Annotated in this window: 24 protein-coding genes; 9 read left to right on the top strand and 15 right to left on the bottom strand. The window is 58.0% G+C overall.

The genetic code is table 11. The features are described from left to right. Nucleotides 1-77 precede the first annotated feature (77 nt). From GNX18_RS03585 to gyrA, 13 genes are all read right to left on the bottom strand, one after another. A complete protein-coding gene (locus tag GNX18_RS03585) occupies nt 78-959 on the bottom strand; it encodes a glycosyltransferase family 4 protein (RefSeq protein WP_166215456.1) in 882 nt (293 codons plus the stop codon). A gap of 11 nt (nt 960-970) precedes the next feature. Then, complete coding sequence (locus tag GNX18_RS03580; protein ID WP_240914205.1) at nt 971-1,900, bottom strand: NAD-dependent epimerase/dehydratase family protein; 930 nt, start codon at nt 1,898-1,900, stop codon at nt 971-973. Nucleotides 1,901-1,997: 97 nt separating this feature from the next. Then, nucleotides 1,998-2,294, bottom strand: a complete 297-nt coding sequence (locus GNX18_RS03575; protein ID WP_166215452.1) for a ComEA family DNA-binding protein — start codon at nt 2,292-2,294, stop codon at nt 1,998-2,000. Between the two features lie 197 nt (nt 2,295-2,491). Next, nucleotides 2,492-3,208, bottom strand: coding sequence for an orotidine-5'-phosphate decarboxylase (gene pyrF, locus GNX18_RS03570; RefSeq protein ID WP_138235360.1), 717 nt, complete (start codon nt 3,206-3,208; stop codon nt 2,492-2,494). A 56-nt stretch (nt 3,209-3,264) separates the two neighbouring features. After that, a complete protein-coding gene (gene lapB / locus GNX18_RS03565) occupies nt 3,265-4,452 on the bottom strand; it encodes a lipopolysaccharide assembly protein LapB (RefSeq protein WP_138235359.1) in 1,188 nt (395 codons plus the stop codon). Between the two features lies 1 nt (nt 4,453). Next, nucleotides 4,454-4,762 carry a lipopolysaccharide assembly protein LapA domain-containing protein gene (locus GNX18_RS03560; protein ID WP_240914203.1) on the bottom strand — a complete coding sequence of 103 codons (309 nt, stop codon included), beginning with the start codon at nt 4,760-4,762 and terminating at the stop codon, nt 4,454-4,456. Nucleotides 4,763-4,838: 76 nt separating this feature from the next. Next, a complete protein-coding gene (ihfB, locus tag GNX18_RS03555; protein ID WP_138235358.1) occupies nt 4,839-5,147 on the bottom strand; it encodes an integration host factor subunit beta in 309 nt (102 codons plus the stop codon). Nucleotides 5,148-5,287: 140 nt separating this feature from the next. Then, nucleotides 5,288-6,967, bottom strand: coding sequence for a 30S ribosomal protein S1 (gene rpsA, locus GNX18_RS03550; protein ID WP_138235357.1), 1,680 nt, complete (start codon nt 6,965-6,967; stop codon nt 5,288-5,290). Between the two features lie 180 nt (nt 6,968-7,147). Beyond that, entirely contained in the window at nt 7,148-7,834 is a 687-nt protein-coding gene (gene cmk / locus GNX18_RS03545) for a (d)CMP kinase (RefSeq protein ID WP_138235356.1), read from the bottom strand. Between the two features lie 87 nt (nt 7,835-7,921). After that, on the bottom strand, nt 7,922-10,195 hold the full coding sequence (locus GNX18_RS03540) for a bifunctional prephenate dehydrogenase/3-phosphoshikimate 1-carboxyvinyltransferase (protein ID WP_166215450.1): 2,274 nt from the start codon (nt 10,193-10,195) through the stop codon (nt 7,922-7,924). Beyond that, entirely contained in the window at nt 10,196-11,299 is a 1,104-nt protein-coding gene (gene pheA / locus GNX18_RS03535) for a prephenate dehydratase (RefSeq protein ID WP_138235354.1), read from the bottom strand. It lies immediately after the preceding gene. A gap of 40 nt (nt 11,300-11,339) precedes the next feature. Beyond that, nucleotides 11,340-12,419, bottom strand: coding sequence for a 3-phosphoserine/phosphohydroxythreonine transaminase (gene serC, locus GNX18_RS03530; RefSeq protein ID WP_166215448.1), 1,080 nt, complete (start codon nt 12,417-12,419; stop codon nt 11,340-11,342). A gap of 251 nt (nt 12,420-12,670) precedes the next feature. Then, nucleotides 12,671-15,253: a DNA gyrase subunit A gene (gyrA, locus tag GNX18_RS03525; RefSeq protein WP_138235352.1), complete on the bottom strand. Its 2,583-nt coding sequence runs from the start codon at nt 15,251-15,253 to the stop codon at nt 12,671-12,673. 247 nt (nt 15,254-15,500) lie between these two features. Here gyrA and GNX18_RS03520 point away from each other — a divergent pair, with 247 nt between their 5' ends. The 5 genes from GNX18_RS03520 to GNX18_RS03500 all read left to right on the top strand — a co-directional run bounded on the left by GNX18_RS03520 (nt 15,501) and on the right by GNX18_RS03500 (nt 20,407). Continuing rightward, nucleotides 15,501-16,856: a TRZ/ATZ family hydrolase gene (locus GNX18_RS03520; protein WP_138235351.1), complete on the top strand. Its 1,356-nt coding sequence runs from the start codon at nt 15,501-15,503 to the stop codon at nt 16,854-16,856. Nucleotides 16,857-17,052: 196 nt separating this feature from the next. Next, the gene (ubiG, locus tag GNX18_RS03515; RefSeq protein ID WP_138235350.1) at nt 17,053-17,757 is read left to right on the top strand and encodes a bifunctional 2-polyprenyl-6-hydroxyphenol methylase/3-demethylubiquinol 3-O-methyltransferase UbiG; all 705 of its coding nucleotides are present in this window, start codon (nt 17,053-17,055) and stop codon (nt 17,755-17,757) included. An 18-nt stretch (nt 17,758-17,775) separates the two neighbouring features. Continuing rightward, complete coding sequence (locus GNX18_RS03510) at nt 17,776-18,441, top strand: HAD family hydrolase (protein ID WP_166215446.1); 666 nt, start codon at nt 17,776-17,778, stop codon at nt 18,439-18,441. A gap of 55 nt (nt 18,442-18,496) precedes the next feature. Continuing rightward, complete coding sequence (locus GNX18_RS03505; RefSeq protein WP_205828118.1) at nt 18,497-19,240, top strand: YciK family oxidoreductase; 744 nt, start codon at nt 18,497-18,499, stop codon at nt 19,238-19,240. A 357-nt stretch (nt 19,241-19,597) separates the two neighbouring features. Further along, complete coding sequence (locus GNX18_RS03500) at nt 19,598-20,407, top strand: OmpW family protein (RefSeq protein ID WP_138235347.1); 810 nt, start codon at nt 19,598-19,600, stop codon at nt 20,405-20,407. Between the two features lie 84 nt (nt 20,408-20,491). Here GNX18_RS03500 and GNX18_RS03495 read toward each other — a convergent pair whose 3' ends face one another. Further along, the gene (locus GNX18_RS03495; protein WP_166215442.1) at nt 20,492-20,872 is read right to left on the bottom strand and encodes a VOC family protein; all 381 of its coding nucleotides are present in this window, start codon (nt 20,870-20,872) and stop codon (nt 20,492-20,494) included. A 232-nt stretch (nt 20,873-21,104) separates the two neighbouring features. Between GNX18_RS03495 and murQ the strand changes: the two genes are divergently transcribed. Beyond that, nucleotides 21,105-22,040 (top strand): N-acetylmuramic acid 6-phosphate etherase, encoded by a 936-nt coding sequence (gene murQ, locus GNX18_RS03490; protein ID WP_166215440.1) that lies wholly within the window; start codon nt 21,105-21,107, stop codon nt 22,038-22,040. Between the two features lie 280 nt (nt 22,041-22,320). On the opposite strand, the gene GNX18_RS03485 is transcribed toward murQ, so the two are convergent. After that, on the bottom strand, nt 22,321-22,647 hold the full coding sequence (locus tag GNX18_RS03485; RefSeq protein ID WP_166215439.1) for a hypothetical protein: 327 nt from the start codon (nt 22,645-22,647) through the stop codon (nt 22,321-22,323). Nucleotides 22,648-22,817: 170 nt separating this feature from the next. Here GNX18_RS03485 and GNX18_RS03480 point away from each other — a divergent pair, with 170 nt between their 5' ends. The 3 genes from GNX18_RS03480 to GNX18_RS03470 all read left to right on the top strand — a co-directional run bounded on the left by GNX18_RS03480 (nt 22,818) and on the right by GNX18_RS03470 (nt 25,484). Continuing rightward, a complete protein-coding gene (locus GNX18_RS03480; RefSeq protein ID WP_138235343.1) occupies nt 22,818-23,264 on the top strand; it encodes a hypothetical protein in 447 nt (148 codons plus the stop codon). Between the two features lie 299 nt (nt 23,265-23,563). Then, nucleotides 23,564-24,715, top strand: coding sequence for an RNA polymerase sigma factor RpoD/SigA (locus GNX18_RS03475; RefSeq protein WP_138235342.1), 1,152 nt, complete (start codon nt 23,564-23,566; stop codon nt 24,713-24,715). Between the two features lie 232 nt (nt 24,716-24,947). After that, complete coding sequence (locus tag GNX18_RS03470) at nt 24,948-25,484, top strand: acyloxyacyl hydrolase (RefSeq protein WP_240914201.1); 537 nt, start codon at nt 24,948-24,950, stop codon at nt 25,482-25,484. Nucleotides 25,485-25,487: the final 3 nt, after the last annotated feature.

The following is a 25,487-nucleotide window of genomic DNA, read 5'->3' as shown; positions in this document are numbered from 1 at the left end:
TATCCCCTCGCAGGGCCGCCTTGGCCCATCCCCTATATAAGTACATCAGAACCTTCCAGTGGAACTAAGCTTAGGAATCAAACCAAGCCGAATACTACCAGCAAAAGCGCCGCTGTCGACGTGCATAGCATCACGGTCATTTCTAGAAATAACGCAGTTTTCACGCCGAGTTTCAGTGCCGCCCGCTGATACAAATGCTGCCGGTGCGGCTCCCACCAACGCTCCCCTCTCACTCCCCTGACCAACAGCGTCAGTGTGGCATCAAGCCAGAAAGGCAGAAAAATCAGAAGTGGAACCACTAGGTCAAATACGCCCTGCTGCCATCCCGCCGTACTGACAGCAAAGACGGCAAGCCCAATGACTGTTGACCCGGCATCCCCCATGAAGATTCGCGCCTGCGGCCAATTGTAGTACAGAAACGCGACACTGCTTGCCGCAAGTAAAAAACAGATTCCCGCGAGCTCACCCGCCCCCTCTCGCAGACAGATTAACCCCAGAGCGCCAAAGCCGATAGCGCTCATACTGCCTGCGAACCCATCCATGCCGTCCATGAAATTGTACAAATTGACAACCCATACACCGCTCACAACCAATGGGATCCACAGTAACCAGTGAGAAAGCTCCGGCTCAAGGTTAATCGACAACAGCGTTACGGATGAGATTTGCACCGCAAATCGAAACCGGGCACTCAAAGAACGCAAGTCGTCTGCCAGTGATACGGCCAGTAGCAGAAAAAACGCAATCGCAGCACCAGCAGAAAAATCCACTCCCGCCACAAGGATTCCAACAGACACTCCACCCAGAATCGCCCAACCGCCAGTACGCGGTACCGGAACTTCGTGGAGCGAGCGATGGTTGGGTGTATCCAGAGCAAACTGGGACAATCGAGAGAGCAGCAGCCACAATCCAACAGCGGTCACGGCGGCGGACAGCATCAGCGGCATCCACCACAACTGCATTAGCGCCCCCATCACCCCCTCCTCAAGAATTCAACATATCGTGCCCTAGGCTGCCAAGCCAGGCGCGTTCTCAACCGCGCAGCACTATAAAGCTCACTTCTCCGTGCATCAAGAATAGCTGTCTTAACACCCAGAGCTGCCAATATCTCAAATGGCAACATGATAAATAGCGTCATAATACGGCTGCTTTTCATATGCCTTCCGCTGGCGGCTGAACCGATGGCCGCGAGATCGTAGTAAGCAGGCTCAGCGGCAATGAATATATCACCGTCACATGCGCGCTCCTCCAGCAACGTAATCGCGACCAGCAGGTCCTCAATCGCCACGAAACTGCGATACCCTGTCGCCGGAACAAACGGGAGGTAGCGACTCAGACGCTTTAGCCCGGATTTCCAGGCAAACGCACGGCTGCGGTGGACGCCCTGCACCCGGCCTTTCCCGCCATATTCACCGTAAACGGCGGCAGGGCGCAGGACATTGACCCGAATCTTACCCGGGTATGCCAGTAATCGCTGTTCCGCACGCCACTTACTTTGACCGTAGGGATCGCTGGCGGGCTGCCCGGAATCTTCGCAAGCGATCCCCCCACACAAAACCTTCTTCGCTTTCACACTGGAGAGATACAGAAAACTTTCGGCGCCAGCGCCGTTGGCCAGCTCAAGAAGAGCTACTGGCAGCCGACAGTTAAGCCAATCCGCCAGCTCTGGCTGTTGGCGACACCCGGGAATACTGGCAAGACCAGCGGCATATACGATCCTGTCGCCCGCTTTGAACAGACCGCGAAACCACTCATCTGAATACTCCGGGATTTGTTGATGATCGGCACCCTCCATATGCTCACCACGGCGAGAAACCGAGAGAACAGGGAGCCCCCGGTCAACCAGATAACGACACAAGGCCGATCCTATATATCCCGAACTGCCAATAATGACCCACCGCATAACGCTGAATTGTCACCTCTAGAAAAATTCAGCCCAGACACAAAATCAGGCATTACTGAAAAAAAACAGCGCCCTGAGGCGCTGTCTGGAGATTTAGTTACAACTGAATCCGACTCTTGTTTTTCTCCAAGGTCGCCATTCCAATCCCCTTTACTTCGAGCAATTGCTCAATACTGGAAAACTTTCCATTCTGGTCCCGGTATTGGACGATGAGCTCTGCCTTTGCAGGGCCCACGCCCTCCAGGGCTGCGGACAGCTCCTCCGCTGTTGCAGTGTTCAGGTTGATCAGAGTCTGCTCCTGAACAACAGCCTCTTCAGCACTGACCTGCTGGACATTAAGTAGCAACAGTGAAATTGCGAAGAGCGCCGCCAGCGGGATTCGGAAAAATTTCATGGTAAATTCCTTTTAGTCTGTTTATGGGTCTTCATTCCATGGGACCACATACTTCCCCAAGAGGGATTGACTTTACCAATAATTTCTCCGGCTTTTGACCCCTCCGCGATTACACGCCATTACACGCCGTTACAGGCAAATACAACTGGACACAAACTAAGACCCGGTAAAAGCGGCGGCCTCATCTTTCGTGTCCATCAGACACCGCTACTGCGGATATCCTCCACAATTGCCCGCAGAGCGGCGGAGGGATCTTCGGCACCGGTAATCGGCCGCCCGATCACGAGATAGTCCGAGCCATTTTTCAGAGCGTCAACAGGTGTCACGATTCTGCGCTGATCATCGGCGGCGGAGCCGGCGGGGCGGATACCAGGGGTAACAAGAGAGAAGGCACTACCACAGGATTGCTTGAGAGATTCTGCCTCCATCGCCGAACAAACCACGCCGTCGAGACCACTGTTTTTTGCCAGTTGCGCCAATGCCAGCACCTGCTCTTTCAATGGCCGGGTGACACCGACCGGCGCCAACTCCTCTTCCGCAGTACTGGTCAGCACCGTCACCCCGATCAACAGTGGACGCTTGTCACCGAACGATGCCAGCGCTTCTACCGCAGCGCGCATCATCCGCTCGCCGCCACTGGCGTGAACATTGACCATCCATACCCCCAGGTTGGCCGCTGCGCGCACAGCTGCGGCAACGGTGTTGGGAATATCGTGAAATTTCAGATCGAGAAATACGTCAAACCCTTTCCCTACCAGCACCCGCACCAACTCCGGGCCAGCGATGGTAAAAAGCTCCTTGCCCACTTTCACGCGGCATATTGCCGGGTCAAGTTGCGCAGCCATCGCCAGCGCGGCTTCCGCATTGTCGTAGTCCAACGCCACAATTACCGGGGATGCAACAGAGTCAGTCAAGGAACACCTCAAAATTTCAAAAAAACGTTTGCCGCTAGTTGCGACCCGCACGGGCGCTACTCGCCCTCGATGCCCTTCACCGAGCGCACGCTGCCCCAGTGTTTACAGCTCGGGCACAACCAGTGCAATTGATTACCTGAGAAACCGCAATTATTACAGCGATAATGGGGGCGACTGGCGATCAGCTGGTCGATCAGGTTTTTGAGCAGGGCCAGGTTTTCTCGGGAACGCCCTTCCGCACTGTCGACATGCAGATTGAGAAAATGCCCCAGGCCGCGCAACGACGGCCGCAGGGCGAGCTGCTGCCCCATGAAAGCTGCCGCTTCCGCCTCGCTCTGCTGTTGAATCCGCTCGGTGAGCGCTATCAGAACACTGTTGGACGGATGCTCCCGGAGCAACGCGCCAAGATATTGTTCCAGCCCCTGTTCGTCATCCACCGCTTCATAGCAGGTGATCAGCAGATCGAGAATTTCCGGAATATAGTCCGGGTTCTGTTTCGGCACCCGCTCGAGCACCTTGATAGCGTCTTGTGGGCGTCCAAGCAAATACTCCAGCCGCCCCAGCAGCAGATTGGCACGCACCGAGTGTCGATCGTAATTGAGCGCTGCGTCGATATGTTTACGCGCACTCAGATAGTCTTTGCCGTTAATCGCCTCTTCCGCGAGTTCGCAGCAAAAATGTGCCTGTACCGGAGCCCACTCTCCCGGCAACCGCTTGAAGCGACGCCCGTGCAACAGATTGACCGCGTGGATTGCCTTGGCCCACTCGCGTTCATCCCGGTATACCTCTACCAGGTACTCAAGACTGGTGTTGCGCAGCTCAGCAGAGGTTTCCACCAGCTCCTGCAGCAGGCGCTCTGCGCGGTCGAGCCAGCCTGCGGCGATATAGTCCCGGGCAAGTTCAAGCTGCGCTTTCTGCTGGCTGATCCGATTCAGGCTGGGGCGGGCAAGCAGGTTCTGATGCACACGAATGGCCTGATCGTGCTCACCGCGCTTGCGCAGTAAATTGCCGAGAGCGAGGTGGGTTTCAAAGGTGGCGCTACTGACTTCGAGCGCATCGATGAATTTTTCGATAGCGTCGTTGTGGCGTTCGCTGAGCAGGTAATTGAGGCCCTGCGCGTAGGATTGCGCCAAGGCGTGGTGCTGGTTGTTTTTGGCACCTTTCTTTTTGCCACTTTTGCGACCGAGATACCATCCGATGGCGATGGCCGCAAAAATGAAGATGAAAAACGTCAGGTCGCTCAACTCATTCTCCGGCAACCTGGCGACGCACGGTCTGCAGCTCGCGCTCGGTGCGCAACAACTGGCGCTCCAATCCTTTCACCCGGCGCCGCTCCGTCCAGTAGGGCAAAAGACTCGCGAGAAACCCCAGCAGTGCGCCGATCAATAAAAAACCGATCAGCCAGAATCCGACACTGCCCGCAAACAAGGGATAACCGGCAAATCGCGGCGTAATACTTTCCGGATTATCCACGGCGAAATAAACGCCCAGGGCAACACAGGCAAGAGCCAGCACCCCAAACAACAGACGCGAAATCCAGCGCAGAAATGACAAGAAAACCTCCGGCTCCCGAAGGAGTGAAAAACGATAAGTCCGTTACAGTGTTAGCTCACTGCGATCAGCCCGGCAATCACGCGCTTTCATATGTGTCGCGCTGCAACTGCTGATTTACCCTGTCCCTGAGTTCTTTCCCCGGCTTGAAATGCGGCACATACTTGCCCGCCAGCTCTACGGAGTCACCGGTTTTGGGGTTGCGCCCGGTTCTCGGCGCCCTATAGTGCAGGGAAAAGCTGCCAAATCCGCGGATTTCTATCCGCTCCCCTTCCGCAAGGACACTCGACATGGTGTCCAACATGACTTTGACCGCCAGCTCGACATCCTTTACCGGCAGCTGATCCAACCTCAGAGCAATCTTTTCGATCAGTTCAGACTTGGTCATGCAGTCCGCAATCCTTTCTAAGTCATTGATTATTCTGGAATAGCGGCAATCATCTAATAGAAAGCCGGACTGGGCAACCCCAGTCCGGCTTTCGGGCAGCTTCAACTCATGGAACTGAAGCCTTGAATAGCAAGGACCTATTAGTCTTTGTTATTCATTTGCGCCTTGATCAGGTCACCGATAGTCGCCGGCTGAACCTGTTCAGCCTGCTTCTTGCTGTGATCCTTGATGGCCTGCTTCTCGTCGTCCTGATCCTTGGCTTTGATGGAGAGGCTGATCACGCGGTTCTTGCGATCCACGCTGGTGATCTTGGTCTCAACTTCTTCGCCTTCTTTCAGGGCATTACGGGCATCTTCAACCTTATCGCGGCTGATTTCGGAAGCGCGCAGAACACCTTCCACTTCGTCCGCCAGGGTGATGATCGCCTGCTTGGCATCAACTTCTTTCACGGTACCGGTCACGATGCTGCCGCGATCGTTGGTGGCAACGTAGTCAGAGAACGGATCGGATTCCAGCTGCTTGATACCCAGGGAGATACGCTCGCGGTCGGAGTCGATACCCAGGATAACGGTTTCCAGCTCGTCGCCCTTCTTGAACTTGCGCACGGCTTCTTCGCCAGCTTCGTTCCAGGAGATGTCGGACAGGTGAACCAGACCGTCGATGCTGCCGTCCAGACCGATGAAGATACCGAAGTCGGTGATGGACTTGATCTTACCGGAGATTTTGTCGCCCTTGGCAAACTTACGCGCGAACGCGTCCCAGGGGTTTTCCTGGCACTGTTTGATACCCAGGGAGATACGACGACGCTCTTCGTCGATGTCCAGAATCATTACCTCGACCTCGTCGCCAACATTGACAACTTTGGACGGGTGGATGTTCTTGTTGGTCCAATCCATTTCGGAAACGTGTACCAGACCTTCCACGCCTTCTTCCAGCTCTGCGAAGCAGCCGTAGTCGGTCAGGTTGGTGACAACAGCCTTCACGCGGCTGTTCTCCGGGTAACGCTGCTTGATGGATACCCACGGATCTTCGCCCAGTTGCTTCAGACCCAGGGATACACGGCTGCGATCGCGGTCGAACTTCAGAACCTTGACTTCGATTTCGTCGCCAACGTTCACAATCTCGCTCGGATGCTTGATACGCTTCCACGCCATATCGGTGATGTGCAGCAGGCCGTCGATACCGCCCAGATCTACGAACGCGCCGTAGTCGGTCAGGTTCTTCACGATACCTTTAACTGCCATACCTTCTTGCAGGCTGGCCAGCAGAGCTTCGCGCTCTTCGCTGTTGGCCGCTTCCATCACAGCGCGACGGGAAACAACAACGTTGTTGCGCTTGGCGTCCAGCTTGATGACTTTGAAGTCGAGCTCTTTGCCTTCCAGGTGCGCGGTGTCGCGAACCGGACGAACGTCTACCAGAGAACCCGGCAGGAATGCGCGGATGTTGGCAACGTCAACAGTAAAGCCGCCTTTAACCTTGCCGCTGATAACACCTTTAACCACTTCGTCTGCAGCGTGTGCAGCGTCGAGGATTTTCCAGGCTTCAGCGCGCTTGGCTTTTTCACGGGACAGACGGGTTTCACCGAAACCGTCTTCAACCGCTTCCAGGGCAACCTGTACTTCGTCGCCCACCTGCAGCAGCAGTTCGCCTTTCTCGTTCTTGAACTGTTCCGCAGGAATCACACCTTCAGACTTCAGGCCCGCGTGTACGGTAACCCAGTCTTTGTCCACGTCGATTACAACACCGGTAACAATCGCACCCGGTGCCATTTCAACGCTTTTCAGGCTCTCTTCAAATAGTTCAGCAAAGCTCTCGCTCATTACATTACCTATATATATGGACCCCACCGATGGCAACTCTGGATATTAGTCAGCTACCAGTAAGAGTCCCACCGCGCTGCCAGCACGCGGGTCGGATTACAACTGCGGCCGGGCGATTCTGGCTGATCCCGGCCGCTGCTGTTAAAAATCAAATTGTAGGAACTGATTCCCAAAGCGGCATCAACGGATGCGCTGCTTGACCAGTTCGAGCACTTTTTGCAGAACACCGTCTATGTCGATGCTCGTGCTGTCCAGCACCAGGGCGTCTTCCGCCGGCGCCAGCGGGGAGGCTGCACGGTTCATATCCCGGTCATCCCGGGCGCGGATGTCCTCCAGCAGGTCGCGGAGGCTAACAGAAACCCCCCGCCCCTGCAACTGATCGAACCGCCGCCGGGCGCGCTCTTCCGCGCTGGCGGTCAGGAAGATCTTGACTGGCGCGTCGGGGAAGACAGTGGTACCCATATCGCGGCCATCGGCAACCAAGCCGGGAGGTGCGCGAAAGTCCCGCTGTCGTTGCAGCAGCGCATCCCGCACTGCGGGAACGGCAGCCACTTTGGAGGCCGCCATACTCACCCGCTCCATGCGGATGTCGCGACTGACATCCCTGCCTTCCAGCAGCGCGCTCACCTCGTTGTTGGCCACGGCAAACTGGATATCCAGATTGCTGGCGATTTCCGCCAGCCTCCCGGCATCCTCCAGGTCCACTTCCGCATTCAGCGCAGCGAGCGCCGTCAGCCGGTAAAGCGCGCCGGAATCCAACAGGGCGAAGCCGAGCTTATCCGCCAGCAACTTGGCGATGGTGCCTTTGCCGGAACCGCTCGGTCCGTCGATGGTGATTACCGGTGCTTTTGTGGTTGCTTCAGTCATAACTAATTCGGTACCGCGTGAGTTAGTTTTGGGGTCGTACGGGGATGGACGCGCGCGAAGCCCGCCCCCACCTGGCAGCACAGGCTTTCAACGCACGTCGAGATTCATACCCGCGCCGTTTGCCAGCTCGGCAAAATTCGGGAACGAAGTGGCCACATTGGCGCAGTGCTGGATGCGGATATCCGCACTGGCACGCAGCGCCGCCACCGCGAAGGACATGGCAATGCGGTGATCACCGAGACTGTCCACTTCGCCACCACTAAACACCGCGGCCTCACCATTGCCCCCCTTGCCCTGGATGATAATGCCGTCCGGGGTGGGCTCGGCATTGATACCCAGAATCCTCAATCCGTCCGCCATGGCCTGAATACGGTCGCTCTCTTTCACCCGCAGCTCTTCTGCGCCGGTAAGTACCGTCTGACCTTCCGCACAGGAGGCGGCGACAAAGATGGCTGGGAACTCGTCGATGGCCAGCGGCACCTGATCCTCCGGAATCTGGATGCCTTTGAGCGGCGCGTAGCGCACGCGGATATCCGCCACCGGCTCACCGCCCACCTCGCGACGATTCTCAAGGGTAATGTCCGCGCCCATGGCCCGCAGAATATTGATTGCACCATCGCGGGTGGGATTGATACCCACATGCTGCAGCAGCACATCAGAGCCCGGAGCAATAGACGCCGCCACCATAAAGAAGGTGGCAGAAGAAATATCCGCCGGCACATCAATGTGACAGGCCGCCAGCTTGCCGCCACCGGTCACGCTGGCGCGAGGGCCGTCGCGGCGCACATCGTAACCGAACCCCGCCAGCATGCGCTCGGTGTGGTCGCGGGTGGGCGCAGGCTCGGCGGTGCTGGTCTCACCCTCAGCGTAGAGTCCCGCCAGCAGCACACAGGATTTTACCTGGGCACTGGCCATGGGCAGGGTGTAATCGATGGCTCTCAGGGCCTGCCCACCGGTAATTTTCACCGGTGGGCGCCCGTCTTCCCCGGTCTCCACCGCGGCGCCCATCTCACGCAGCGGATTCGCCACGCGATTCATCGGGCGCTTGGACAGGGACTCGTCCCCCGTCAGCACCGAGTCAAACTGTTGCCCGGCCAGCAGACCGGCAAGCAAACGCATGGAGGTTCCGGAGTTGCCCACATAGAGCGGTCCGGGCGGCGCCTGCAGGCCGTGCATACCTACGCCGTGAATGGTGACGCGACCATTGACCGGCCCCTCAATCACCACACCCATGTCGCGGAACGCCTGCAGGGTTGCCAGAGCATCCTCCCCCTCCAGAAATCCCTCCACTTCGGTAACCCCCTCCGCCAGAGAGCCCAGCATAATGGAGCGGTGTGACATGGATTTGTCACCCGGTACCCGCAGATCACCAGTTACAGCGCCGCCCGGACGGGCGACAAACGTTACTTCCTTCGCTTCCATAGTTTCTGTGTACGCTTTTTTGGCCAGCATTTTAGTGAAATGATCCCGCGCCGCCTTGGCCCGGGTAAATACCCCCATCAAATGTTCGCTGTCGCCGCTGGCAATGGCACTGCGCAGAGATTCCAAATTGGAGGTATAGAGATCGATAGACTTGAGAATCGCGTCCCGGTTGGCAAGCATAATGTCCCGCCACATTACCGGGTCGCTGGAGGCGATGCGGGTAAAATCGCGAAAGCCACCGGCGGCGTAGCGGAAAATATTTTCGTTTTCCGCATCGTGGGCCAGGGTATCCACCAAGCCGAAAGCAATTACGTGAGGCAGATGACTGGTAGCCGCAAGTACTTCGTCGTGCTCTGCCACTGGCATGGACAACACTTCTGCCCCAACCGCTTCCCACATGGCGTGAATGCGCTGCACGTGATCCGCACCGGTATTTTCAAGTGGTGTGAGAATGATGCGATGGGCGATATATAGATCGTCGCGTGCCGCGGTCACTCCGCTCTGCTCGGAGCCGGCAATCGGGTGACCCGGCACCAGGAAGTCCGGCACCCGCCCCCAGACATTTTTTGCCGCCGCGATTACGCTGCCCTTCACACTGGCACCATCGGTCACGGTGACACCCGCGGGCAGACGGTCTTTCAGCTGCGCAAACACCGCCTCCACGGTCAGTGTGGGCACGGCGACAAAGATGACATCGCCCGCCTCCAGTTCCGGCAGGATGTCTCCGAGGTCCGTCACGGCCCGATCCACCACACCGAGCGCCACCGCCTGCTCGCAGGTCTGCGCGCGACGCGCCACGCCGATGACTTCACGACAGCCGCTGGCCGCCTTCAAACTCAGCGCCAGGCTACCGCCGATCAGACCGATACCAACCACCACCAGGCGGCCGACAATATTTCCGCGGGCTCCCTGCCCGTTCTGCGCTCCTGCCTCAGACATTTACAGCACTCCGCGGGGGTAGGAGCCGAGCACTTTCATATCCGAAGCGCAGGCGCCAACAGCTTTCAGCGCCGCCGCCACATTCTCGCGCTCGCGGTGCCCAACAAAATCGATAAAAAACACGTAAGTCCAGTTGCCGCTCTGCGCCGGGCGGGTCTCCACCCGGGTCAAGTCGATCTTGTGAGCCTGGAACGGCGCCAGCAGATCGTGCAGTGCGCCCGGTTCATTGCGCATGGACACCATCAGTGAAGTCTTGTCATCGCCGCTCGGCGGCACAGCCTGGGAGCCGATGATCAGAAAGCGCGTGGAATTATCCGGGCGGTCCTCGATCTTTTCATTGAGGATCTTGAGGCCGTACAACTCCGCCGCCATGTCGCCGGCGATGGCTGCCGCGTTCCACTCCCCTTTCACGCGCTTGGCCGCCTCGGCATTGCTTGCCACCGCCACGCGCTCCACATTCGGGTAGTAGGAATCCAGCCACTTGCGGCACTGCGCCAGGCTCTGGGCATGAGAGTAGATACGGGTGATGGATTCCTTGCGGGTGATATCGGAAATCATCAGATGCTGGTGAATCCGCAGCTCCACTTCGCCGCAGATTTTCAGGTTGGATGTCATGAAGTTATCCAGGGTGTGGTTCACCACACCCTCGGTGGAATTCTCCACCGGTACCACACCGTAATTGACCGCGCCCGCTTCCACCTCGCGGAACACCTCGTCGATGGCCGCCAGCGGCTTGGATACGGCAGAGTGGCCGAAGTGCTTTAGCGCTGCCTGCTGGGTAAATGTGCCCTCGGGGCCGAGATACGCCACCTTGATCGGCTCCTCCAGCGCCAGGCAGGCAGACATGATCTCGCGGAACAGCCGCGCCATCTCCTCGTTGGTGAGAGGGCCCGGGTTGCGCTCCATGGCCCGGCGCAACACCTGCGCCTCGCGCTCGGGGCGATAGTAGAGTGCGTTTTCGCCATTGGACTTTTTCACTTCCGCCACTTCCAGCGCACAGTTGGCGCGCTCGGAAATCAGCCGCGCAATTTCGCTGTCGATATTGTCGATGCGATCGCGCAGTTCGAGCAGGCGCTCGTCCTGCTTCGGCTTATCTTCAGACATAACTCTTGCCCAAATCCTTAAATTAGTTTCAAACGCCGCATCAACCGTGACGCTGCTCGAAGTCCGCCATAAAAGCAACCAGTGCCTCGACCGCCTCCAGCGGCACCGCGTTGTACAGGGATGCGCGCATGCCACCCACAGAGCGGTGCCCTTTCAGGTTCAGTAATCCGGCTTCCTCTGACTCTTGCAGGAACTGTTTGTCCAGCTTGTCGTCCGCCAGGACGAAGGGGACATTCATGCGCGAACGGCTGTCTTTTGCCACCGGGCTTGAGAAGAATGCGCTGCGATCAAGAAAACCGTACAGCAGCCCGGATTTCTTCAGGCTGAGTTCCGCCATGGCGTTCACCCCACCCTGGGCCTTGAGCCATTTGAACACCAGCCCGGACAGGTACCAGGCGAACGTCGGGGGAGTGTTGTCCATGGACTGGCCGTCGGCGGCAATCTTCCAGCTCAGGCTGCGGGGAATTTCCGGCAGCGCGCGATCCAGCAGATCTTCGCGCACGATACCCACCGCAATCCCGGACGGACCGATGTTCTTCTGTGCACCGGCGTAAATAAAGCCAAATTTTTCTACGGGGATCGGTTGCGACAGAATAGTGGAAGACATATCCGCCACGAGCGGGCTCTTCACCTCGGGAATATACGGAAACTCCACACCGCCGATGGTTTCATTGGGCGTGTAGTGGAAATAAGCCGCATCCGCGCTTTCCTGCCAACTGTCCGCTGCCGGCGCGTAGGAAAAATTGCGGTCCTCCGCCGAGGCCACAATGTTGACCTCACCATAGCGCTCCGCTTCCTTGATCGCCTTTTCGGCCCACTGGCCGGTGTGAATGAAGTCCGCCTTCTTGCTGTCGGCACCAAACAGGTTCATGGGGATCGCGCTGAACTGGGCGGTGGCGCCACCCTGCAGAAACAGCACTTTGTAGTTGTCGGGAATATGTAACAGATCCCGCAGGTCTTGCTCGGACTGCTCCGCCACCGCGACAAATTCCGGAGAACGGTGACTGATTTCCATCACCGAACAGCCCATACCCTGCCAATCCAGCAACTCTTCCTGCGCTTGGCGCAACACCGGCTCCGGCAGCGCCGCAGGACCCGCACAGAAATTAAACTTCCTCATTGATTTCAATTCCCAGAAGATAAACAGACCTGAAGGACGCCTCTAAAAAACATCGCCACCTGGCGCGCGTAGTAGATTTTTGAGGCGCCCCGGATTAAATCTTTGCCAATTCCAGCCATTGCTAAACTGGCAATCACGGAATTCACTCACGCAGGTTACAGGGCTTTCGCCCGCAACCCGATCTGGCCAGCTGAAGTCAAAAAAGGCCGCGAGTTATCGCAGCCTTTCCAGGGTTACAGCGGGCGCGGCCATCACTCGTCCGCAGCGCCATCATCGGCAACGGCCCCGTCTTCGCTGTTGGCATCGTCCGTTTCCTGGATCCGCGCCAACCCCACCAGCTTCTCGCCCTCTTTCAGGCGGATCACCCGCACCCCCTGGGTGTTGCGACCAAGTACGGAGACCTCATCCACCCGTGTGCGCACCATGGTGCCCTGATCGGAAATCAGCATGATTTCCTCACCGGGATGTACCTGGCATGCACCGATCAGTGCGCCATTGCGCTCACTTTCGGCAATGGCGATCACCCCCTGGGTACCGCGGCCCTTGGTGGGGAAGTCGGACGTAGCGGTGCGCTTGCCGTAACCATTTTCGGTCACCATCATCACCGAGCCGCCCTCTTCCGGAATCACCATGGCGATCACGGAAACCCCGTCTGCCATGCGGATACCGCGCACACCGCGGGACACACGCCCCATGGAGCGCACGTTTTCCTCGGCAAAACGGGCGGCCTTGCCGGCGCTGGTCAGCAGCAGTACATCGCGGCTGCCATCGGTAATCGCGGTGGCGACCAGACGATCGTCCTCATCCAGGTCGATTGCCCGCAGGCCGACGCTGCGCGGACGCGAGAAGGCGGTCAGCGGGGTTTTCTTCACCGTGCCATTGGCAGTGGCGAAGAAAATGAAATGGTCTTCATCGTACTCGGACACCGGCATCAGGCTGCTGATGCGCTCGCCCTCTTCCAGCGGCAGCATGTTCACCATTGGACGGCCGCGGGAGGCGCGGCCAGCGGTAGGCACTTCGTACACCTTCAGCCAGTACACTTTGCCGTGGTTGGAGAAGCACAGAATGGTGTCGTGGGAGTTGGCGATCAGCAGGTGCTCGACAAAATCCTCATCTTTCACCTGAGTGGCCGACTTGCCCATACCACCGCGACGCTGGGCCTGATAGTCGGCCAGCGGCTGGCTCTTGGCGTAACCGCCGTGGGAGATAGTCACCACTTTGTCTTCCGGGGTGATCAGGTCTTCTACCGACAGATCCTGGCGGGAGGCAACAATCTCGGTGCGGCGGGCATCGCCGTACTCTTTTTCCAGCACTTCCAGCTCTTCGCGGATCACCTGCATCAGGCGCTCGGGACTGCCGAGGATTTCCAGGTATTCTGCGATCTGCTCCAGGCGCTCGCTGTACTCCGCCAGCAGTTTGTCGTGCTCCATGCCGGTCAGGCGGTGCAGGCGCAGCTCAAGAATGGCCTGGGCCTGGGCCGGAGACAGGTAATAGGCGCCGTCGCGCATGCCGAATTCTTTTGGCAGCTCATCCGGGCGGCAGGCATCGGCACCGGCGCGCTCCAGGAACTGTTGCACATCACCCACCGGCCAGCCCTTGGCGAGCAGCGCTTCGCGGGCGTCCGCGGGGGTGGCAGAGGCTTTGATCAGCTCGATTACCGGGTCGATATTGGAAATGGCGATCGCCAGACCTTCCAGAATATGCCCGCGCTCGCGCGCCTTGCGCAGCAGGTATACGGTGCGACGGGTAACCACTTCCTGGCGGTGGCGAATAAAGTACTCAAGCAGTTCTTTCAGGTTCAGCAGCTTGGGCTGGCCATCGACCAGCGCCACCATATTGATACCGAACACGCTTTCCAGCTGGGTCTGGGAATAGAGGTTGTTCAGAACCACATCCCCAAGCTCGCCGCGCTTGAGCTCGATCACTACGCGCAGGCCGTCCTTGTCGGACTCGTCGCGCAGTTCGGAAATTCCCTCGATCTTCTTCTCTTTCACCAGCTCGGCGATGCGTTCGATCAGGCGCGCCTTGTTCAGCTGGTAGGGAATCTCGTGGATGATGATAGTTTCGCGACTGGTTTTTTCGTCGCGCACCACTTCCGCCTTGGCGCGCACGTAGATACGGCCGCGGCCGGTGCGGTAGGCCAGCAGAATACCGGCGCGGCCATTGATGATGGCGCCAGTGGGGAAATCCGGACCCGGGATGTACTCCATCAGCTCATCGATGGACAGCTCACTGTTATCGATCAGCGCCAGGCACCCTCTCACCACCTCGCTCATATTGTGGGGCGGGATATTGGTCGCCATACCCACGGCGATACCCGAGGAGCCGTTCACCAGCAGATTCGGCACCCGCGACGGCAGCACTTCCGGCATCTGCTCGGAGCCGTCGTAGTTGTCGATAAAGTTGACCGTCTCTTTATCCAGATCCGACAACAGCTCGTGGGCGAGCTTATTCATGCGGATCTCGGTGTAACGCATGGCCGCCGCGCTATCGCCGTCGATAGAACCAAAGTTACCCTGACCATCCACCAGCATGTAGCGCAGAGAGAATGGCTGCGCCATCCGCACGATGGTGTCGTACACCGCACTGTCGCCGTGCGGGTGGTATTTACCGATCACGTCACCCACCACACGGGCGGACTTCTTGTAGGGTTTGTTCCAGTCGTTTTTGAGTTCGTTCATGGCGAAAAGCACGCGCCGGTGCACCGGCTTCAGACCGTCGCGCACATCCGGCAGCGCACGGCCCACAATCACGCTCATCGCATAGTCGAGGTAGGACTGCTTCAGCTCTTCTTCGATATTGATCGGAGAAATTTCTTTGGCTAATTCGCCCATATTTTCAGGCATTCCTTATCGTTAACGCCAACCGCGGGGCAGGCCCCGGCTTCACCCATTGCCGCCGCCGCGCTTTGGGCGGACATCGCAACAGACTGGGAAACTGTTGGGGCCTGCTGCTCGCAGACCCCGATCAAGCGGGCGATTCTACCACAACTGGCGCGCGGTAGGACGACTTGTAGAGACTTGTTCACACCCCCACACATCGCTAAAGTCTGCGACTTTCTTCCAGAACAAAAATCGAGCAATGCCAAGCACCAGCACTCCCACTCAAAACAAGCGACAAACCATCGACACACTGATTCACGCCCGCTGGATCATCCCCGTGGTGCCCAGCCAGCGGGTGTATGAAAATTGCTCACTAGCGATCGACGATGGGGTCATCTCTGCCATTCTCCCCACCGCGGAAGCACGCCACCGCTTCAGCGCACGCGAGGAACACCAGCTCGACCAGCAAATCCTGATTCCCGGCCTGATCAACACCCACAACCACGCCGCCATGAGCCTGCTGCGAGGCTTTGCCGACGACCAGCCGTTGATGACCTGGCTGGAAAAACACATCTGGCCGGCGGAACAGCAGTGGGTCAGCCCTGAGTTCGTCGGCGACGGCACCCGCCTCGCCATGGCGGAAATGCTGCGCAGCGGCACTACCACCTTCTCCGACCAATACTTCTTCCCGGAAGCCGCAGCCGCCGCCGCGCGTGAAGCCGGTATGCGCGCCCAGATCGCCTTCCCGATCATCGACTTCCCCAACGCCTGGTCCAGAAACGGCGACGACGCCATCGAAAAAGGCCTGACACTGCGGGACGACTACCGCTCCCATAGCCGAATCGGCCTCGCCTTCGCCCCCCATGCCCCCTATACCGTGGGCGACGAAACCCTGAAGAAAATCGCCATCTACGCCGATGAACTGCAGATGCCCGTGCAGATGCATCTGCACGAAACCGCAGGCGAGGTGGAAAAAGCCCTCAAAGACACCGGCCTGCGCCCCACCCAACGCCTGCACAACCTCGGCCTGCTGTCTCCGCAGATGCTCTGCGTCCATATGACCGCCCTGGACGACAGCGACATCGCCCTGGTCCAGAAGACCGGCGCCCACGTCAGCCACTGCCCGCGGTCCAACCTCAAACTCGCCTCCGGCTTCACCCCCGTGGCGAAACTCCTCGATGCCGGCATCAATGTCGCCCTCGGCACCGATGGCGCCGCCAGCAACAACGGCCTCGACATGCTGCTGGAAACCAACACCGCCGCCCTGCTCGCCAAAGCCGTATCCGGCAATGCCGACGCCCTCCCCGCCCACCAGGCCCTCGCCATGGCCACCATCCACGGCGCCCGCGCCCTGGGAATCGACGACGTGACCGGCAGCATCGAAGTGGGCAAAGCCGCCGACCTGTGCGCCATCGACCTGAGCGAACTGGAGCAGCAGCCGCTGCACGATCCGCTCTCGCAACTGATTTACACCGCCAATGGGCACCATGTGCGCAATGTATGGGTGGCGGGGAAACTATTGCTGCGAGATCGCAGACTAATGACCCTGAACGAGGAAGAACTGCGGCAACGGGTTGGGGTGTGGCGTGATAGAATTGCCGGTCGCACAACCTGACACCTAGCGAACAAAGTCAGAACTTAGAATTGAAGCTGGCGCTCCCGGTAACCGTTTCCGGGACCGTCTGCGGCCAGGACGGCCGCAGCCGAGCCCCCATGGATGGGTTCACGGCGTGTCCCGGAAATGGTTACCGGGAGCGACGGCGCCAGTGAAGGTGGGGAAAAACGGACCCCACAAACGCAATAAGGCCCAAATGACCAACGTAGATCCGGCGGAAATCGCCAAATTTGAACAATTGGCCAGCCGCTGGTGGGACCAGCAGGGTGAATTCAAACCCCTGCACGAGATTAACCCCCTGCGCGCCAACTACATCGACCAACGCGCCCCCGTCGCCGGCAAAAAACTGCTCGACGTCGGCTGCGGCGGCGGCATTCTCACCGAAGCCATGGCGCAACGCGGCGCCGACGTCACCGGCATCGACCTGGGCGAAGCCCCGCTGAACGTGGCCAGACTCCACGCCCTGGAGAGCGGCGTATCCATCGATTACCAGCGCATTCCCGTCGAAGAACTCGCGGAAAACGCACCCGCCAGCTACGACATCGTGACCTGCCTGGAAATGCTCGAACACGTACCCGATCCGGCCTCGGTCATCCGCGCCTGCGCCCAGCTCGTCAAGCCCGGTGGCCACATCTTCCTCTCCACCATCAACCGCACCCCCAAAGGCTGGCTCTTCGCCGTGGTCGGCGCCGAGTACGTACTGCGTATGCTCCCCAAAGGCACCCACGAATACGGCAAATTCATCCGCCCGTCGGAACTCGGCCGCTGGGTGCGCGAGGCCGGCCTACAAACCCGCGACATCACTGGCATGACCTACAATCCCCTCACCAAGCAGTACAAACTCAACCCGAGGGATGTAGACGTCAACTACCTGATGCACACCATCCGCCCAGCAGAATAAATACTGAAGTACCCGGATATGAAAGCTGTACTCTTCGACCTCGACGGCACTCTGTTCGACACCGCCCCGGATTTCGTGGTGGTGCTCAACCAGCTGCGCCATCAGGAGCAACTACCACCACTGGCGGACGCCACCATCCGCGAAGTAGTCTCCAACGGCGCCCGCGCCATGGTGCGCCTCGGTTTCGGGGTCGACGAAGGCCAGCTCGGTTTCGACGATCTGCGCCAGCGCCTGCTGGATCTGTACCTGATGCACCTGGCCAAGCACACCGTGCCCTTCCCCGGGATTGAGCGACTGCTAAACCAGCTGGCAGAAAACGACATCGCCTGGGGTGTGGTCACCAACAAACCTTCTGCCTACACCATTCCACTGCTGCAGGCATTCGCGCACCTACCCACACCGGGCGCCGTAATCTGCCCGGATGACGTAACCAACCGCAAGCCGGACCCCGAGCCTATCCTGCTCGCCTGCAGCCGCATTGGTTGTGAACCCGCGGAAGCGGTGTACGTGGGCGATCACGAGCGCGACATCGCCGCCGGACGCGCCGCCGGGATGCCCACCATCGCCTGCAGTTATGGCTATATCGACAGTGGCGACGATCCGGAAAACTGGCACGCCGACCATCTAATTCATGATGCCAGTGAAATCTGGCCACTGTTGCAGCAGTTTTATCTTAAAAAGTGATCGCGGCGCGCGATCGACAATCCATCAACGAGCCCAATCCCCGATGTCTGAAACCATCACCGACTACCAGGCCCCTGCGGACCTGCTGAAAGACAAAATCATCCTCGTCACCGGCGCCGGCGACGGCATCGGCCGCGTGGCCGCGAAAACCTATGCGGCCCACGGCGCCACCGTGATTCTGCTGGGCCGCACCGTGCCCAAACTGGAAGCGGTGTACGATGAAATCGAAGCCGCCGGCGGCGCCAAGCCTGCAATCTTGCCTGTGGATCTGTCCGGGGTGAAATGGGAAGAACTGGAGTTTCTCGCGCAGGGCGTGGAGCAGGAGTTCGGCCGTCTCGATGGTCTATTACACAACGCCAGCCTGCTGGGGCAACGGACCCCCATGGCCAACTATCACTACTCCGTGTGGCAACAGGTTATGCAGGTGAACGTGAACGCGGCCTTCGGCCTCACCAAGGCGATGCTGCCATTACTAGAGGAAGCCAAAGCCGCGTCGGTGATTTTTACCGGTTCCGGTGTCGGCCTCAAAGGCCGCGCCTACTGGGGCGCCTACGCTGTGTCAAAATTTGCCACTGAGGGCATGATGCAGGTATTGGCGGATGAAGTGGATGGCGTGTCGAATATTCGCGTCAACAGTATCAATCCCGGCGCCACACGTACCAATATGCGGGCTGCCGCCTACCCTGCTGAAGATCCGAAAACCGTCGCCACACCGGAAGAAATAATGCCCACCTATCTCTACCTGATGGGCGATGACAGCATTGGCGTAAACGGAAAACAGTTCAACGCGCAAAAATAACTCATACCCGCCAGACCGAACCAAGCCCTCTTACACCTACCGAAGATTGACGCCCCGAAGTCCAGTGCTCATAAACACTGGACTTTGAAGAACTCCGTTAAATTTTTCACCAGCCTGCTGAAAACCATTTCCCTGTTGACGCAATTTCTTGTTTTTGCGCTTTTTTCCAACTTCGCTTCGCACCTCACCTTGAAAAAGATCCCGCCATAAAAAAAACATACACGCCTATTTTGCGTAAAAGTTCCTCAATGGCACGAAAAATTGGTTGTTTTTCCCACAGATCCAAATTTTCAGAATTACACTTTTCATGAACTTCGATGAGTTTTGTTTTCCAATGGTATTTAAGGGGTTACCTCGATGAAATTGACACATTCTTTTGCGCCTTTGTTGTTAGCACCGTTAGCATGCGCGATTTCCAGCGTGGCACTCGCAGGTGACTCTGGCTATGCACCAATGCCGCCGGCACCACCTGTACAGACACAGGAATTCATCGTGCGGGTCGGTGGTTCGTACATGTCACCGAGAAATGACAAAGTCAGCTTTGTGGACGAAACATTCCAGTACTTTGATGCATTCCGCGCTACCGTGGACCCGGATGACGAGTGGGGCTGGCTGATCAATGTCGAATGGAAACCGGTAGATCATTGGGGTTTCGAACTCGGCTATGTCAACGGTGAAACACATTCGGGCGGCGATGCCGACGGTTATCTTTCACTGGTTCTCGATGGTGAGCGCTTCGGCGATGTCGCCAGATTCGAGGCAGATGTCAGCACTGCGAGCCTCAAGTTCTACCCTCTGGATCCATCCTGCATGGTCCAGCCCTACGTTGGTGGCGGGATCAGTTACACCGATTTCAATGGGACCAATTTCCGGGGCGCTACCCGCGCTAATCTGGAAAGCCTGGGGCTTCGCGGTGAATTCGATATCGGATATTCCTGGGGCTATACCTGGCAAGCCGGTGTGGATTTCAACTTCGGCCATGACAGCTCCTGGCTGGTGAATGTCGCCGCCGTGTACGCACGCTCTGTGACAGACATGAGATTCCGGGTGTTCGACGACGTTCCCCCGCCCGCGGGTGAGGATGCGTTCTTCGATTCCTACTCCGGCGATTACATTTATGACCCGTGGATGTTCAATCTGTCTGTAGGTTATAAATTCAGTTTCTGATGATTTGATTCGGCGGATTAAACAGGGCGCCTCGGCGCCCTTTTTTCATACTGTGCGCAGAGCAGCGGCTTCCTTTGTGACCACCTACCCAGAGCACTCGACTCGCCACGGCGGGTTGAGCCGATTTTCCCCCGCCCAGTAGAGTTTGATCTTGTTGCCACTGGGATCATAAAGCACCGCTTCGCGCCACAGCCAGCGCATATCCTCCGGTAGCTGTGCGAATTCGACTCCCTTTTCCTGCAGCATCGCTACCCGCCGATCCAGATCCTGGCACTCGAAATAAATCACCGCACCATTGTGAAATTCGCCCTCATCCAGCGCCAGTGAAAAACTACTTTCGCCCTGTGGGCATTCAAAGCGCGCGTAGTGCGGCGTATCCACAATTTGCAGGCAACCGAGACGGCGATAAAAGGCCGCGGCCAGCGGCATATCGCGCACCGGCAGGGTTATTTGATTCAGATTCATTGATTGCAACCTAATGTTTTTTTATTCCGGCAAAGCATAACCTCTTGCCGAACTCATGTGCATCCGATCATTTCCCGGCAACTCGGTGGTGCCAACCATTGGGCAGGATTACACTTCAACCATGCACAGACATCGTCCTCCAGACTCACACCGCCAGGAACATGGACCCAAGCGGCCACAGAAGCGCGTATTACCCGTGAAAATAACCGTGCGCCGAACCGGCGGGGAAGATATGAAACAGACACTTGCCAGCGAACTCGGATCGCTCGCCAGCGAGTCGCGCAATCCCGACACACTGGATATCGACCTGCTGCCAACCCTTGGTATTCTGGAAAAAATCAACGATGCCGACAGCCATGTTCCCGGGGTGGTTCGCCAAGTACTGCCGGAAGTGGCGCAGGCGGTGGATGCCGTAGTGGACGCTTTTCGCTGCGGCGGGCGCCTGATCTACATGGGTGCGGGTACCAGCGGGCGTATCGGCCTGCTGGATGCCGTGGAATGCCCGCCAACCTATGGCGTACCGGAAGGCATGGTTATCCCGCTGATCGCCGGGGGGGAAGCGGCGGTACACCGCGCTCAGGAGGGCGCGGAGGACGATCCGGCACTGGGGGCTGAAGACCTCAAAAGCATCGGGTTGACCCCCCGGGATATTGTCGTCGGCATTGCCGCCAGTGGCCGCACGCCTTACGTGACCGGTGGGTTGCGCTACGCCCGCAGCCTGGGTTGCACTACGGTGGCGCTGGCCTGCAACAAGTCCGCAGCCATTGCAAAAGAAGCGGATATTGCGATCCTTCCGGAAGTGGGCCCGGAAGTACTCACCGGTTCCACTCGGATGAAAGCGGGCACTGCGCAAAAGCTGGTGCTGAACATGATCACCACCGCCAGCATGATTCGCAGCGGCAAGAGTTTTTACAACCTGATGGTGGATGTAAAGGCCACAAATCAGAAGCTGGTGGATCGCACCCGGCGTATTGTGGTGGAGGCGACCGGGGCATCCTATGAAGAAGCAGACCAGGTACTGGATCAGTGCGATCACAACGCCAAACTGGCGATCATGATGATCCTCAGCGGACTCGAGCGCGCGCCGGCGGAGGCCGCACTGAAGAACGCCGACGGTTTCCTGCGTCTGGCGTTGCAGCGCCTGGAGCGGGAGGCAAAATCCGACTGATCTGCGTCCGCTTACTATCGCTTCAAACAAAAAAATACCCGGCGTTTTCCGTAATACTGTTCACTAAGCAGAATATCGGGCGAAGGTGGCGATGGCGGGTGCGCTCTTGTGAGACCTTCTGCGAGAGGGACCTCGCAGAAGAGCCCCCATGGATGGGTCTACGGCGTGTCTCACAAGAGCGCACCCGGTAGCGGCACCGCCACAGAGCTGCTTAAGAGAACACCACTACGGCGTTTTCCGGGTATTTTTTGTCTGAAGCGATATTGGAGATGCGCTTCTGCTACTCGTGCGCGTGATCAATCTCGGCATCGGATTCTGGCACGGTTTCCATATCGCCCCCGGCTGTTTCCGAGGTTTCATCCAGCGCATGCTCCATGGCCTCAGGCACGTCCGCGAACACATCCTCATCCGCTGCTGCCATCACGTCCTTATCGGCCGGGCTGACGCTGGGCCCGGCGGCCTCAACCTCCGCCATCGCGGCCTGTACCTCTTCGACCATAGCGTCTTCGGCAGTAACCGCGCGGGGTGCCGTAACCTCGAGGTTGGTGTAGTAAAAGTAACCACCTACTGCCGCAATAACGAGCGCGGGAAGTATCAGTTTTTTCATTTCGGACCCCTGATTGTGTTGACTTATGCTTATTCTTACCTGCAATTCCATTGTTCCATGGCCTCACGGGAGGAAACGTGACAAGTGGCTCACTTTGCATTGTCCGCTCCCGCGGCTTGAGGCAGAATTTCCCGTACTCAACGATCGAAACTGACTAAATGGAAAAAATAATGCCGCCCCACTCCCATACATCTCTACTGCTTCCAGCCCTGCTACTGGCGGTGATCTCACTTCCCGCTGCCGCAGTCGAATCTCTCCGCGAACAGTTACAGCAGTGCAGTCAGTTCAGTGACAACAACAAACGTCTCGACTGCTTCGACCAGATTACCGGCAATCTGCACCAACACGCGGAGCAGCAGTTTGGCCAGGAACAGAAACAGGTCATCGACGAGGCTCCCGAGTCCATTACCGCCACCATTGCAAGCGCAGCGGAGGGGGCTTTCGGCAAGTACATCTTTACTCTGGACAATGGTCAGGTGTGGCAACAGGTGGAAAGTGGTAACCGCGCCATTTGGCGTGGCGGCGAGCAGGTCGCCCTGGAGCGCGGTGTATTCGGCTCCTTTTTTATGCGCAAGGTGAGCGGTGGACGCGCCTTGCGCGTCAAGAGGATTGAGTGAACAGATGTACCGCTACTCCCCCGCCAAACCTTTCCGGAATTATATTGTTGAGCAATAAAGCTGTAGGCTTTTTGAACATTTTTGACTATCCCCCCGCCTCAGGCGCGATCTTGCGGTGAGAAAACCCGGGAGTCGCTTTTTCTCCGGCGCACTATTCGACCGTCATCTATAGTCAGTAAGTAGACATGGCGATTTGTGCGCCATACCGCAATCCTGCGAAAGGATGACGCCGGTGGTTTTACGGCAGGCAGAACGGTCGAGACGGCTGCACCGCCCTGCCCCAGCATAAGGTTCAGACTTTGTCCCGAGTAAACATCAACTCAAGGGATGATGAATGGCTGAAGGATAATGGCAACAATCTGACCGGGGATGACTTCCAGCAGGAAGACCCTGAACAATCCATTGAAGCCTCCGGGGATATGATCGAGGAGGACTCCGTATCCGACGATACCCTGGGCGACAGTGTCGGCACACCGATGCAGAACTATCTGAAGCATTTGTATCGTCTAGACCTGCTGACCCCGGAAGAGGAGCACACCACCACCTGTCTGTTGCGGGAACTTGAAGAAAAAATCATCGCCCTGCTGCAGAAACGCGGCACCGATCTGGTTGAGCTGCGCAGTGAAGGTGTGGAGCAGCGCGGCAGTACCGGTGCCTACGATCACGGACTCATCATCGCCAGGGCGGAAGCGTTGCTCAAGGGAGATAAAATCTCTCACCGCGACCGCAGCACCCTTCAAAACCTGATGAAACGCTTCAAGGAACAGCGCAAGAAGCTGATCCAGTGCAACCTGCGGCTGGTTATCGCCATCGCCAAGCGCTTCCGCAATCCCTCAGTGCCGTTTATCGACCTGATACAGGAAGGCAACGTGGGGTTGATGAAGGCCATTGAGCGCTTCAAACCACAGATGGGCTACCGCTTCTCTACCTATGCGTATTGGTGGATTCAACAGGAAATCCAGCTCACCCTGCGGCGCAATGACGACCTGGTGCGCCAACCCGCCAATGTGCAGGACGACCTGCGCAATATCTATCGGGCTATCAATCAGGTGCGATCGGAGGGATTGCCGGCATCAGACGAGAACATCGCCAAACAGAGTGGGCTGGAGCTGGAACGGGTGCAGAGTCTGTTGAAACTGCCCGGCCCCACCAGTTCGCTGGACGACCCCATCTCCGATGATCAGAACAGTACACGGCTCGACTACGCGCCGGCAAACGAGATGCTCAATACCGACGAGCTCGTATCCAGCCAGGAACTGGCGCAGAGGTTGCGGGATGCAGTGGCCAAGTTGCCTCCACGGCAACGTACGGTGTTGAGTCTCCGTTACGGCCTGATCTCAGATCGCGACTGCTCTTTCCGTGTCATCGGCGAACAGCTGGGACTCAGCCAGGAGCGTGCGCGCCAGTTGCACTCGGATGCGCTGCGACAGCTCAAGCGGCAGTGGCGCTGACACGTCTTCATCGCCCTCTTCTCACCCCAGCACCCCCGGCAGTCCGGGCGGTGCTGTTTGCGATCGCGCCGAGAACAGCTAATCTTGCAAAGACCGGCAACCTTCTGAATTCCGGTATTTAAAAGCAATAACTGGCGAATCAACTGGCGATAGCACTATGCCCCGTCCCCGATCTGGCGTTTCCGCAATACGACATTTTTATTTGATGCTCCTGGTATGCGGCATTGCACTTATGAACGTTCCCGCACACGCCCAGGCACAGAGTAAAGGCGGCTGGATGGAGGGGGCTCAGGAGTTCATCTTGAGCGGTGGCAAGGGGTTGGGAGACGCGCTGATCCAACAGTACTCCATTGCCGGGGCCAATATGGTCGGCGCCAACTGGTCCTATCAGTTTTACGATTACCCCGGCAATCACCACTTCCAGTGGTGGGCCCAGGTGAGCTACAGCTATATGTGGCACGATTACCGAGGCGAAGACCAGACACAACATATCTGGGAGTTGAAACCCATAGTGCGCTGGTATCCACGCAGTGAGGCACAGGGCCTGTTCGGCGAAGCAGGCGTCGGAGTGGCCTACCTCGATGAACGCAGCTTTGGCCGGATTGATCTGTCCACCAACCTGAACTTCTCCCTGCACTTTGCCGCCGGGTATACCCTAAACAGCGGCGACACCCTGTCATTGCGCTACAGCCATTTTTCCAACGGCTATACCAACACCCCGAACCCGGGGTTCGACTTTGCCTCGCTGAACTGGCACAAAAAATTCTGACGC

Source organism: Microbulbifer sp. SH-1, from assembly GCF_011326135.1.
Classification (GTDB): Bacteria; Pseudomonadota; Gammaproteobacteria; order Pseudomonadales; family Cellvibrionaceae; genus Microbulbifer; species Microbulbifer harenosus.
The sequence above is the reverse complement of the archived record's forward strand: the minus strand, read 5'-3'. Positions and strand labels throughout refer to the sequence as shown.